9 protein-coding genes are annotated in these 12,897 nt (G+C 50.5%); 4 read left to right on the forward strand and 5 right to left on the reverse strand.

Annotated features, from left to right (window positions below):
* Positions 1-142 precede the first annotated feature (142 nt).
* Positions 143-1,230 (forward strand): IS3 family transposase gene (locus SFSGTM_RS11250; RefSeq protein WP_162083368.1). Its coding sequence is split into 2 segments (ribosomal slippage): positions 143-395 and positions 395-1,230, totalling 1,089 coding nucleotides; the frame shifts between segments, so codons are not numbered across the junction.
* Here SFSGTM_RS11250 and SFSGTM_RS11255 read toward each other — a convergent pair.
* On the reverse strand, positions 1,227-1,658 hold the full coding sequence (locus SFSGTM_RS11255; RefSeq protein WP_162085245.1) for a surface-adhesin E family protein: 432 nt from the start codon (positions 1,656-1,658) through the stop codon (positions 1,227-1,229). The two genes, SFSGTM_RS11250 and SFSGTM_RS11255, sit on opposite strands and share 4 nt — an antisense overlap.
* 780 nt (positions 1,659-2,438) lie before the next feature.
* On the opposite strand from SFSGTM_RS11255, the gene SFSGTM_RS11260 reads away from it, so the two are divergent.
* The 3 genes from SFSGTM_RS11260 (at position 2,439) to SFSGTM_RS11270 (ending at position 8,194) form a co-directional block, all read left to right on the forward strand.
* Complete coding sequence (locus tag SFSGTM_RS11260) at positions 2,439-5,642, forward strand: phosphorylase b kinase regulatory subunit alpha/beta (protein WP_162085246.1); 3,204 nt, start codon at positions 2,439-2,441, stop codon at positions 5,640-5,642.
* On the forward strand, positions 5,639-6,652 hold the full coding sequence (gene glk / locus SFSGTM_RS11265; RefSeq protein WP_162085247.1) for a glucokinase: 1,014 nt from the start codon (positions 5,639-5,641) through the stop codon (positions 6,650-6,652). Before SFSGTM_RS11260 ends, glk begins: the two co-directional genes overlap by 4 nt.
* Before the next feature lie 264 nt (positions 6,653-6,916).
* Entirely contained in the window at positions 6,917-8,194 is a 1,278-nt protein-coding gene (locus tag SFSGTM_RS11270; RefSeq protein WP_162085248.1) for a cyclic di-GMP phosphodiesterase, read from the forward strand.
* A gap of 118 nt (positions 8,195-8,312) precedes the next feature.
* Here the strand turns inward: SFSGTM_RS11270 and gcvPB are convergent, their stop codons facing one another.
* From gcvPB to gcvT, 4 genes are all read right to left on the reverse strand, one after another.
* Positions 8,313-9,767, reverse strand: coding sequence for an aminomethyl-transferring glycine dehydrogenase subunit GcvPB (gene gcvPB, locus SFSGTM_RS11275; protein ID WP_162085249.1), 1,455 nt, complete (start codon positions 9,765-9,767; stop codon positions 8,313-8,315).
* A 13-nt stretch (positions 9,768-9,780) separates the two neighbouring features.
* A complete protein-coding gene (gcvPA, locus tag SFSGTM_RS11280) occupies positions 9,781-11,127 on the reverse strand; it encodes an aminomethyl-transferring glycine dehydrogenase subunit GcvPA (RefSeq protein WP_162085250.1) in 1,347 nt (448 codons plus the stop codon).
* A gap of 81 nt (positions 11,128-11,208) precedes the next feature.
* Positions 11,209-11,598, reverse strand: a complete 390-nt coding sequence (gcvH, locus tag SFSGTM_RS11285) for a glycine cleavage system protein GcvH (protein WP_162085251.1) — start codon at positions 11,596-11,598, stop codon at positions 11,209-11,211.
* Between the two features lie 207 nt (positions 11,599-11,805).
* Positions 11,806-12,879 carry a glycine cleavage system aminomethyltransferase GcvT gene (gene gcvT, locus SFSGTM_RS11290; protein ID WP_162085252.1) on the reverse strand — a complete coding sequence of 358 codons (1,074 nt, stop codon included), beginning with the start codon at positions 12,877-12,879 and terminating at the stop codon, positions 11,806-11,808.
* Positions 12,880-12,897: the final 18 nt, after the last annotated feature.

Raw genomic sequence — 12,897 nt, forward strand, 5'->3', positions numbered from 1 at the left:
ATAACATCGCTTATTTCTTGCCCGCGAATCTACTACACGCAAAGTCGACATCATAGCTCCCAACTGTCCCTGGGTAATCCCCCCAGCAAATAAGTGCATTTAAAAGTAGAATTTTCTTAATTAGGATTTGAGGATTTTTTACATGAAGACTACCCGATTTAGTGACAACCAGATTATGCAGATATTGAAGCTGGCGGAGGCAGGCACGCCAGTGCCTACACTATGCCGAGAGCACGGCATGAGTTCAGCGACATTTTACAAATGGCGCGCCAAATTTGGCGGCATGGATGCCTCCATGATGGCCAGGCTCAAAGAGCTGGAAGACGAGAACCGTCGGCTTAAAAAGATGTATGCTGAAGAACGCCTCAAAGCCGAAATCGTTTCAGAGGCGCTTGCAAAAAAGTGGTGAAGCCATCTCTGCGCCGCGAGATGGCTGTGTTGGTAGTGCAAACTAGGCAAATCAGCATCAGTACTGCCTGCGCTGCCTTTAATATCAGCGAAACCTGCTATCGCTATCAGGCTAAGCTGTCGTCAGAGAATGCCCTCATCGCCGACTGGCTGATACGTTTGACCACCAACCAACGCAACTGGGGGTTTGGCTTGTGTTATTTTTACCTGCGTAATACCAAACAGTTTCGTTGGAACCACAAGCGGGTTTACAGAATATATCGCGAGCTGGAATTGAACCTACGCATCAAACCCAGACGTCGTCTGGTACGGGAGAAACCAGAGGCGCTTGCCGTACCAACACAAATCAACGAAGTCTGGTCAATGGACTTCATGCACGACCAGTTAGCGGATGGCCGCTGTATCAGGCTATTCAACGTCATTGATGACTTTAATCGTGAAGGTTTGTGTATTGATGTGGATTTCTCGCTGCCGTCAGAACGTGTGATTCGGTCACTGGAACAAATCATCGAATGGCGTGGCGTACCCAAGGTGATTCGATGTGACAACGGCCCTGAGTACATCAGCAATATGACTAAGGAATGGGCTGAACAGCGGGGTATCAAACTTGACTTCATTCAGCCAGGCAACCCCCAGCAGAATGCTTATATCGAGCGCTATAACCGCACAGTGCGCTATGACTGGTTGGCGCATTACTTGTTCGATACCGTCGAGGAAGTGCAAAACTTTGCGACAGCTTGGTTATGGACTTACAATAACGAACGACCAAACACGGCGATTGGCGGTATCCCGCCTAAACACAAACTCGCTATGGCCGCTTAACCTCTACTTTTAACTGCGGTTATTAATGGGGGGATTACCCCTGGTATCGGGTACGAAAATAAGACGGCGGCATCTGGTGTCGTGGTGCTACCGAGGAACTCACCTTTCATATTTTCTTCGGTGTAGAAAGCGGTTTGCAACGTGGCCAGCTTTCCAGCCTTGCAGTCAATTGAGTCAAGTTCAGTAATGCTTTTGTAGAACGTTGTTCCGTACATCACTCCTGGACGTGCATATGGATATATCTCTGCTTTTGCCATGTTGTGGATGATCCAAACAAGAAGCTTTCCGTCGACATGCTTGGCGGAGGCTGTATCAAGCCAGTCGCCGTTGTCAGGTGTGATGGCGACCCAGTTCGGTTGCGCGGCAAGCGACAAGTCTGAGGTGAAGACTAGAACTACGAGTGCAAATAGAGATTTGAGCGTGTGCATGCGTATATCCTTGAGGTCTAAGGTGATGTAATAGTAAGGTAAATCAATGACGTTCGCCTGACTGGAATGGAACAGGAACATTCTGCGCACGCACAAGAAAACATAAATCCCGACATTCTCAGACCAGTACGCGCGCGCACGCGAGAGCATTACCAAAACGATAATATTTTGTGATTATAAAAACACCCCATGAAAGACCGTTTACGGGTTATTGAAACAACCCCATGAAAGAGTAAATTAGACCCATAGGAATAGAGTTTGATTTGCAAATAGTAGAAATTGAACTATTTTCACAAACAGGGGCAGCATCGTTTTTTTAGGGGTAACTTTACGGGGTAACTGCAAAACTAGAAAAGCATAGAACCAATATTTATAGGGCTTGTAGGCAATGATTCGGGTGACGCCGTCCCACCAATAACGAACCTCAACCGTTCTCGGTTGGGGTTTTTTTTGCCCGGAGCACCAGTTCCGGCAAGTTGGCGGCTGAGGTAAGTTGACAAAAATGGTTACGATCGTTTTGATAAACTTGGAACGTGTCAGTATCACATGAAGCAACGAATTCCCAACGGGATATACAACAAGAAATTTTAGAGCGCAGGCTGTGCAGCAAGTACCAAGTGCTTAAAGAAAATGTAGCAATCTAATAACAACAGTCCTTTGTGCCATATTTTCAGCTTTGCCCCATAAGTACTCTGACCATTTCCACCTTATCGCTACGTAGCTCCAACTCAGGTATATATCTTGCTTGTGAAATTGAGGTCACAATCAATCAGAACAACAATGAACTCATCCATCGAAAAATTGGAGCAATATTACCAACAGGTCACACGGATTATTCTTTCCAGGCAGAACCCGATTACTGGCCTGCTACCCGCCAGCACTGCCATTACCGCTCACGGCGACTACACTGATGCCTGGGTGCGCGACAATGTTTACAGCATATTGGCCGCATGGGGTTTAGGTCTTGCCTACCGCCGCCTCGACGAAAACGCGGGACGCACTGTGTTGCTTGAGCAGAGCGTGGTCAAGCTGATGCGTGGCCTGCTGATTGCCATGATGCGACAATCAGCCAAGGTGGAGCGTTTCAAACAGACTCAGGATCCGCTCGATGCTCTGCATGCTAAGTACGACACCAGCACTGGTGATCCAGTGGTGGGCGATGATGAATGGGGTCATCTGCAACTTGATGCCACCTCGCTGTTTCTGCTGATGCTGGCACAGATGACGGCTTCTGGTCTGCGTATTGTGTTCACCACTGACGAAGTCAATTTCGTGCAAAATCTTGTGCACTATATCGGCCGCGCCTATCGCACGCCAGACTATGGTATCTGGGAACGGGGCAATAAAATCAATCACGGTATCGCCGAGATCAACAGCAGTTCAGTGGGTATGGCCAAGGCAGCGCTGGAGGCAATGAACGGATTCAATCTGTTTGGCGCGGGTGGCGGACAGGCATCGGTGGTGCATGTCGTACCCGATGAAGTGGCACGCTGCCGTATTACACTGGAATCCAGTCTGCCCAGTGAATCTCTTTCCAAGGAAGTGGATGCGGCTACACTCAGCGTGGTTGGCTACCCGGCTTTTGCAGTAGAAGATACTGCACTGGTGGAAACGACTATTAACGAGGTGGTGACCAAGCTGGAAGGCCGTTATGGCTGCAAACGTTTCCTGCGTGACGGTCACCAGACGGTCATCGAAGACCACAACCGACTGCATTACGAGCCTGAGGAGATGTTGCAGTTTGAGCATATTGAATGTGAATGGCCGCTGTTTTTCACCTACCTGCTGCTTTATCATCTGTTCCGTGGCAACGACACCCAGGCCAGAATTTACCGCGACAAGCTGGAAAATCTGCTGGTAGCACACGATGGCAACATGCTGTTGCCTGAGCTGTACCGCGTACCAGCAGATCGCATTGATGCCGAACGCCGCAATCCCCATAGCCAGGAAAGGGAACCAAATGAAAACGTGCCGCTGGTCTGGGCACAGAGTCTCTACATCCTCGGTGCGCTAATTCAGGATGGCCTGCTCGATGCAGCCGACATTGACCCACTTGGCCGACGTTTGCGCATCGGGCGGCAGCGTGGTCGGCGGGTACAGTTTGCCCTGCTGGCAGACACACCCGATGTTCAGCAACGTCTTGAAGAACAAGGCATAAAGTCAGAAACCCGCAATGAAATTTTGCCTATCGAGGTACATGATGCGGCCTCTCTGGCGCAGGCTTACTGCCAGCTTGGCCGCAACCCGCGCCTGGGTCTCAGCGGTCGTCCGCTAAGGTTGTTGCGCGGACTGGCTACCAGCACTGTCTACACTTTTGAAGGCCGACGCATGCTGTTTCAGCCACAATTCATGAACCGGCATGATTTTTATCTGAGTCTGGATAATGGGATGCTGGTAGAGCGCCTGAAAATGGTGCTCGCCTATGTCAGCAAGCAGTGGGATGCGTTAGGCAGGCCGCTGGTGGTGCTGGTGGTTAATGAACACATGCTCAAGGACAAAGGCAGCACAGCCCTGCTCCAGTTCATGGACGAGTGCCGCGAGGGTCAGGTAGGCAGTACGCCTGTGCAGCTTGGCCGGGTTGCAAATTTCCTGCCAACAGCTGGGCGTGAACGTATCGACGTACTGCACGGCTACCGCTTCCCCGATGGCAGAGGCACTACCGAAGATCGCCCATGTGCTGCAATATTGCCAGGCACAGGCCATAGCTATATGCAAGCAGACGAGCCTGTGCAAACCGAAACACTGGACGATGCTGAACTGATAACACTGATGACCAGCAATGCTGACCTGCAAGTCCAGTTTGACAGTTTGCACCAGCTAACATTGCGACACAGTCTTGACTTTGACACTGGTCTGCACGATGCGACAGATCACCCCGTGCATGTCCGCGACCTGCTAGAGGAGGTTTACCTGCGCGCCTGTGAGGCTCGTAACTGGCGTCTGATCCGCCTCAGTGCAGCAATACTGGGCAAGCAGGAAATCAATCTGGAAGGCGCCGCCACTGAAATCATTGTGCACCAGATGGCGCTCAGCGTATCGCGTTCCTACAGCAGCCGCTCCACCTTCCGCCGACCTATGGGCGCCGAGGAACTCCTGCAAGCCATCCGCGAATTCAACCCTGACGATTTGCGTGCCCAGATTCTGACGCAGGAACTGATTTTCAATCTGGGGCTGTTGCTGCGCTCACATCCAGCCTATTTTGAGAACATGACCCTGATCCGTACTGGGCAACTGTTACAGCTGATAGCGGTACGATTACGCCCGGAATCGCGCCTGTCTATTAACCAGGGGCTGGATGAACTGATGGAAATGCCGCCGCATCAACTGGCCAGAACTGTGCGTGACGTACTCACTCACTATCAGGATGCCAAAGCTACGCTGCTGCAACAAGAACTCATGCATGTATCGTCTGATTCCAGCGGCATGGTGACGGTAAAATTCGACAGCAGCATGGATCCGGATCTGGCCAACATAACTGACTGGCATGAATGGCGTTATGCCCAGGGTAACCTTGGCCGTTATAGTGAAGGATTTTTTGAAGGCGTCTGGGATATTGTTAACCAGAGCGGTGGCCTGGTAATCGGAGACCAGTGGAATCCCAAACTCTGTCTCGATCATTTTCTTTGCGCCAACATGACGCGTGGCGAAAAGCAGTTCCGTGATCGCGTCACTCACATTCTTAACAAGGTACCCGCCCCCGACAGCCTGCAACTTTACAAAGAAGCGTTACAGGTGTTGATGATAGTGATGCGCAAGAGTTCCAACCTGAAAATTGCTGATACGCTATATCTTGATGTTATCATCGGCCACGCGGTACGATTGGCCTGGAGCCAGCGTCACCCGGAGAATGCCACCGAGGATTACGAACAGCATCGCGGCAATGCCTGGCGTGAATTCTACCTTGACCCACCATCCAAAGTAGCAAACCACATCATGGTAGCATTAACCTATCTGCTGTACAGCAACATATCGGGAACCATATGAACCATATACTCGCAGGAGACGTAGGTGGCACCAAGACGGTGCTGAGCCTGTATCAAATTGAACATGGCACGTCGGGTAACGTGTCGCTGACAGCAATCCACAAGGCGACCTTCGCCAGTGCCGATTACCCGGAGTTTGAACAACTCATCACCACCTTTATGGCTGACGCACCAGCAATCCAACCCGCAGCTGCCTGCCTTGGCATTGCCGGACCAATTGCGAACCAACGCTGCAATGCGACCAATCTGCCCTGGTTGATCGACGCTCAGGTGCTGTCCAGCCAATTTGGCATTGCCGATGTATACCTGATCAACGATCTTGAAGCCGCTGCTTACGGCATGGTGCATTTGTCCGCAAACGAGTTTATCGAGCTTAATCCGCAAGCTGTGCCACAATCCGGTCATGCCGCAGTCATAGCCGCAGGCACTGGCCTGGGACAAGCCATCATGGCCTGGGATGGACAGCGTCACATCGTACTCCCCAGCGAAGGCGGACATTGCGATTTTGCCCCCAACACTGCCGAGGAAGATGCCTTGCTCGTGTTCCTGCGTGCTCGCTTCAGTGGTCATGTCAGCGGCGAACGTATCCTCGCTGGTGCTGGCTTCGGCAATTTATACGATTTCCTGTGTGACTCTGGGTATGCCACCCCTAATCCAGTTATCGAGGCAGAAATGATGCAGACAGATCGCAATGCTGTCATCAGTAGCCACGGACTCACAAACGACGACCCGCTATGCGCTGAAGCGCTACGCCTGTTCGTGCGTATTTATGGTAGCGAGGCGGGTAATCTTGCCCTAAAGTGTCTGCCACGCGGTGGGCTTTACATAGGTGGTGGCATCGCTCCAAAAATCCGTCAGGCGCTGGAATCGGGTGTTTTCATGCAGGGCTTTCTCGACAAAGGGCGCATGTCCCGTGCTATCCAACACATTCCAGTGCGCCTGTCACTGAACCCCGAAGCACCGTTGCTCGGCGCAGCACACATGGCCGCTTTTCGTTTGCAGCAGGCTTGACGCGCCCGCAGCCAGCGCATCGCCAAGACTGCAAAATTAAGGGAACAAAGCCATCCCCCACATCGGGGTCAGGTCTAAAACAGATGCAAAAATGCTACAAAGCTAGACCCGACCCCGATACTTGTTAAATGAACACTGGTTTTCAATGTGAATTTATTTATGGGTACGATTAGCTTTGCATTCGTGAGGTAGTTTCTATATGCTGGACATGGCCTGATGTTCTTCCAACTGAAGCATACATAGATGTATTTTCTAAGTTAAAAAATGTCAAAACAACCACCAAACGCTCAATATATTTCTCCTCAACAATTATGTATTGGGCTATATATTCATCTTGATCTGGGCTGGATGGAGCATTCATTTGCTTCCAGCCATTTTAAAATCAAAAATCAGCAGCAAATTGACGATATCCGCAAACTCGGATTAAAGCGCATACGCTATGATCCAGCGGTGAGCGACGTAAAGCCCATACCAATTGAAGATAGTCCTCCACCTCCGGTGATAACTGAAACATGGAATGCGGAAGAAGAAGCCGTTTTAGCGGAAAAACAATCCAGAATTGAGCAGTTAAAGTCCATACAGAACAATATCGCCCGAGTCGAACACTCGTTTGTTCGATCCGTCGACACCGTCAGAAATATCACACGTGATATATATTCCAGACCTGCAGAAGCCTATGCGGAAACCAATACGCTAATTAACAAAATGTTAAGCTGCATGGTCGACCATAGCGACATACTCATACACGCTATGGGGAACCACCTGGGTAACAATATTTATTTTCACTCTATGAATGTGACCGTGCTGAGCCTGATGCTGGCGAAATCATTAGGTTTCAGTAACACGGATATGCAAGATCTGGGCATGGCAGCGATGCTGCACGATATTGGCAAACACGATATCCCACATAAAATACTGGCGAAAACCGAACCGCTCACTAAAGCAGAGCAAACGATAGTTGAACAGCATTCTGGACTTGGTGCGGCTGCCGCCAAAAAAATGGGGTTATCAAATGCTGCCTCACTAGCCATACTGCTACACCATGAATATGTTGATGGCAGTGGTTATCCTCGCCAGCTGACTGGGGATAAAATGACGCCGATTTCACGTGTCTTATCGCTAGTTAATGCTTATGACAACTTATGCAATCCAGCTAATGGTTCGCCCGGATTAACGCCCGCTGAAGCATTGTCTCGCATGTTTATTAAACAGCGCGCGAAGTTTGATGATGAGATGCTTAATGCCTTTATCAAAGGGTTGGGAGTATATCCACCTGGCAGTTTAGTGCGACTGTCTAATGACTTAGTGGGGCTGGTTCTATGTGTAAATTCGTCCAACCCAATGAAACCGGATGTATTGATTTATGATGCTGACACACCAAAAAATGAAGCGGTGATACTGCAACTTGCCAACGAACCGGAAATTAAAATCACCAAAAGTTTACGTGTGGCAGAATTGTCACACGAAACAGTTGAATATCTCAATCCACGTACGCATGTAACATACGGTATGGATACAAAAACCAAATCCAATTCGTATTAATCACCATCAAGGAATGTACACTAATTCGATAGCCCAACGCTGTCAGCTAATTGAACCGCAGTTATAGCCTGCCCATAGCCGACTATATCTGCGTTGTTACATCGCTGAAGAACAGCCTTCAAACCTCGCTCTGACGCCACACCAGATCCAACTCACGTGCCGCTTTTACATCATCCAACCGACGTACAGGCTGAGTATAGGGCGCACCTTTAACTAGATCGGGCGTTGCATAAGCTTCTGCCAAGATAGTTTTCATAGCAACGACGAAACCATCCAGCGTTTCCTTGGATTCGGTCTCGGTCGGCTCGATCAGCAAGCATTCTGGCACCAGCATAGGGAAATACGTAGTCGGTGCGTGGTAGCCGTAATCCAGCAGGCGCTTGGCGAAATCCATCGCGCTGACACCAGTTTCATCTTTGAGTTTTTTCAAGGTAATAATGAACTCATGACTGGCACGACGGGTGGGGAATGCAATATCAAAGCCCGCTTGCTGCAATTCTTTCAGCAGGTAGTTGGCATTCAGTGTGGCAAATTCAGACACGCGGTGCATGCCTTCTGCGCCCAGCATGCGTGCATAGATGTAAGCACGCAACAGCACGCCTGCATTGCCATGATTGGCGCTCATGCGACCGATGGTGGCGGGTATGTCACCTTCTACCAGCAAACGATACTGATCATTTTCTTTGGTCACCACAGGCACAGGCATGAACGGTAACAAACGGGTAGCGACACCCACCGGACCCGCACCTGGACCGCCACCGCCGTGCGGGGTTGAAAAGGTTTTGTGCAGATTCATGTGGATCACATCAAAACCCATATCACCTGGCTTAACTCGTCCTAGAATCGCATTCAGGTTTGCGCCATCGTAATACAGCAAACCGCCTGCATCGTGCACTATCTTCTGGATATCCTGGATCTGCTTTTCAAATACTCCCAGTGTAGATGGATTGGTGAGCATCAAGCCAGCCGTATGTGGCCCGACTGCCGCTTTCAACGCTTCCAGATCAACGTCGCCTTCTTTATCCGTAGGTATCTCACGCACGGTATAGCCGCACATCACGGCAGTTGCAGGGTTGGTACCATGCGCTGCATTGGGCACGATAATTTCACGACGTGCGGTGTCGCCACGCGAGTCGTGGTAAGCACGTATCATCGCCACACCAGCAAATTCACCCTGCGCACCCGCCATCGGTGCCAGCGAAACACCCGCCATACCAGTGACATCTTTGAGCATCTCCTGCAGCTCATACATAGATTCCAAATAACCTTGACCAGTTGCTGCTGGTGCGAACGGATGGCGCGCAAGAAAGCCTGGCAACATCGCCAGACTGTTACAGGCACGCGGGTTGTATTTCATGGTGCAGGAACCCAGCGGGTAGAACTGCGTATCTATGGAAAAATTCTTCTGACTCAGACGGGTGTAATGACGCACGACGTCCATTTCTGAGGCTTGTGGCAATAGCGGCACATCTGTACGTAACAAGTAGGCAGGCAGGTCGCTAGTATCAGCAGCATGTGCAGGCATTTGTGCGTGAGCAGCGCGATTAGGACGGGAATGTTCAAATATCAGCATGTTCGTATCTCTCTTATTTGCTCAGGGCTAGGCTTAATTGCTGCGCATAACGCTGCAAATCAGCAGCGGTCTTCGTTTCCGTGGCACAGATCAACAACGCATTACCCAGTTCAGGATAATCTGCGCTGAGATCGTGGCCGCCCAATATTCCCTGTGCTTGCAATACGGCCAACACAGGCGTAACCGGCCTATCCAGCTGCACTACCGCTTCATGGAAGCCGTAGCCAGTAAACGCCTGCGTTACGCCAGCTATGGCACATAGCTGCGCCAGCAGACTGCGGGTATTGGCATGCGATGCCGCTGCTACCCGCTTCAAGCCTTCAGGCCCCAGCAGACTCATGTAAATAGTAGAAGCTGTCACCACCAAGCCCTGATTGGTACAAATATTAGATGTCGCTTTAGAACGGCGGATATGCTGTTCACGCGCTTGCAGGGTAAGGGTAAAACCTTGCTTACCCTCTAAATCAACTGTGCGCCCCACGATACGCCCTGGCATTTGCCGCACCAGTGCCTGCTTGCAGGTCATGAAACCATAATATGGCCCACCATTGGACAACGGCGCACCTAATGGCTGACCATCGCCCACTGCGATATCAGCACCTGTTGTACCCCATTGACCCGGCGCCTTGAGCAAAGCCAGACTGGTTGGGTTGGTCAGCGCAATCACGCGGCCGCCGTTAGCATGCGCCCAATCAGTCAGGGCATCAACGTCTTCCAGCACGCCAAAGAAATTCGGCTGCGGGATGACCAATGCAGCAAAATCACCCATGTCCGTTGTGGGCACAAGTGTTATCCCACTAGCGGGATCGTAATCCAGCTCTACCAACTCGATATGCTGGTTCTTGACCATCGCACGTACCACAGCACGATACAGTGGCGACACAGTTTTTGGCATCAACACGCGCATTGCACCTTTGTGTGCACGCACGGCCATCAGCACCGCTTCAGCCAGTGCCGAACCACCGTCATACAACGAAGCATTAGACACATCCATACCCGTCAGGCTCGCCATCATGGTCTGGTATTCGTAGATCAATTGCAACGTACCTTGCGAAGCTTCTGCCTGATACGGGGTATAAGCCGAATAGAACTCACCACGTGTGGTGATTTGCCATACTGCGGCTGGAATATGATGTTCATAAGCACCCGCTCCAATGAAGTTAAGCTGACGCCCATCCATATCAGCGCGCTCATGCATAAGTCGGCTAATTTCCATTTCGGTCATCGCCTCAGGCACTTGCGTCAGCTTGCCGCTACGCAGCGCAGTTGGAATTTCATCAAACAATGCGTCTATAGATGGCGCGCCTATCGCGGCGAGCATCTGCGTCACATCTTCATCGGTATGCGGTATAAATGGCATGGTGAGTCCTGTGTTTGTTATCGGATATTAATGTGAGACCTTTGCACGATGTAGCGAGCGCAAGCATCGTGCGAGTAGGTATCAATGTGCTTCTGATTCAACCAACGCCTGATAAGCGGCGGCATCCATCAAGCCAGCCACATCAGCGCTGTCAGTTGGTTTAATTGTAAACATCCACGCTGCATAAGCGTCCTGGTTAATGGCCTCTGGTGCAGATTCCACTTCGCTGTTAGACGCAACGACTACACCTGCTATTGGTGCATACACATCGGAAGCCGCTTTCACTGACTCAACCACTGCGCATTCTTCGCCTGCGGCCAAAGTGCGACCCACGACCGGGTTTTCCACAAACACCATATCGCCCAATAAATCTTGCGCATGCGCGGTAATGCCAACGGTCACAGTGCCGTCTGCATTGGTTTTAATCCATTCGTGTGAAGCGGTATATTTCAAATCTGCTGGTATGCTCATATGTGACTCCTAAATTGAATGTCTAAATGTGTGTTTCGTTTATGCCCTGACGAGCGCAAATCTTAAATTGAGACCTTTGCACGATGTAGCGAGCGCAGTTCAGATGAGGCGGAAATCAGGGAAAAAGCGGAGTGTACAATTAGTACATGAGCATTTTGAGCTGATTTCCAACGAAATATGAACAAGCGCAGTAATCGTGCAGAGGTCTCAAATTAATGAATGTCCATTACGCGCGAAAGGATAGCTTACCACTTTCGCTTTAAGTTGTTTATCGCGCACGGTCACGGTGACTTCAGCACCAGGTGCAATGCCCAGCGGTATCCGTGCCAGCGCAATGGATTGCTGTAATGTAGGAGAAAAAGTGCCGCTGGTGATTTCGCCTGCGCCGTGTTTGGTATTGACCACTTGATGTGCACGCAACACACCTTTATCCAGCAATAACAGACCAACTAACTGCATATTGATATCACGTGACTGCAGTGCAGACTTGCCGATAAAATCACGCTCACTTTTCAGGTCTATCGTCCATGCCAAACCTGATTCCAGCGGGTTGGTGGTTTCATCCATGTCCTGACCATACAGGTTCATCCCCGCTTCCAGACGCAAGGTATCACGTGCGCCCAGACCTATAGGTTTAACGCCCAAACCTGCCAGCTTACACCACATGGCATCGGCTTCAGCAACCGGCAACATGACCTCGAAACCATCTTCACCGGTATAACCGGTACGGGCAATATAGTATTGCTGAAACTCCACTGCATTAAACGGCTTCATCGCTTCGGTCACTGACTGTGAACCCGGAATAGCTTCCCATACCTTGGCACGGGCATTCGGCCCTTGCACCGCAATCATCGCCAGATCACGACGTGGAGTAATGGTCAGCGCCCGACCAGCTGCTTGCTGCTGCATCCATGCGACGTCTTTTTTTGCGGTGCCCGCATTGACCACAATACGGAACCAGTCCTCAGTCATAAAATAGATAATCAAATCATCTATCACCCCACCTTCAGGATTGAGCATGCACGAATACAACGCCTTGCCGCTGACGGTGAGCTTGTCTACATTATTAGCAACCAATCCACGCAAGAAACCGCGTACATCGCCACCTTTCACATCAACAACCAGCATGTGGCACACGTCGAACATGCCGACATCGTTACGCACCTGATGATGTTCTTCGATCTGCGAGCCGTAATTAACCGGCATATCCCAGCCACCAAAATCGACCATCTTTGCACCCATGTCACGGTGCGCTGCGTTAAGTGGAGTCTGTTTTAACATGTATGTCCTGTCTATAAA

It is taken from the genome of Sulfuriferula nivalis, from assembly GCF_009937995.1.
GTDB lineage: Bacteria > Pseudomonadota > Gammaproteobacteria > Burkholderiales > Sulfuriferulaceae > Sulfuriferula > Sulfuriferula nivalis.

What these genes read in the sequence shown, in the direction of transcription:
- gcvPB (WP_162085249.1), bottom strand. Translation starts at nt 9,767, where the DNA reads ATGCTGATATTTGAACATTCCCGTCCTAATCGCGCTGCTCACGCACAA.
- gcvPA (WP_162085250.1), bottom strand. Translation starts at nt 11,127, where the DNA reads ATGCCATTTATACCGCATACCGATGAAGATGTGACGCAGATGCTCGCC.
- glk (WP_162085247.1), top strand. Translation starts at nt 5,639, where the DNA reads ATGAACCATATACTCGCAGGAGACGTAGGTGGCACCAAGACGGTGCTG.
- SFSGTM_RS11260 (WP_162085246.1), top strand. Translation starts at nt 2,439, where the DNA reads ATGAACTCATCCATCGAAAAATTGGAGCAATATTACCAACAGGTCACA.
- SFSGTM_RS11270 (WP_162085248.1), top strand. Translation starts at nt 6,917, where the DNA reads ATGTCAAAACAACCACCAAACGCTCAATATATTTCTCCTCAACAATTA.
- gcvH (WP_162085251.1), bottom strand. Translation starts at nt 11,598, where the DNA reads ATGAGCATACCAGCAGATTTGAAATATACCGCTTCACACGAATGGATT.
- gcvT (WP_162085252.1), bottom strand. Translation starts at nt 12,879, where the DNA reads ATGTTAAAACAGACTCCACTTAACGCAGCGCACCGTGACATGGGTGCA.
- SFSGTM_RS11255 (WP_162085245.1), bottom strand. Translation starts at nt 1,658, where the DNA reads ATGCACACGCTCAAATCTCTATTTGCACTCGTAGTTCTAGTCTTCACC.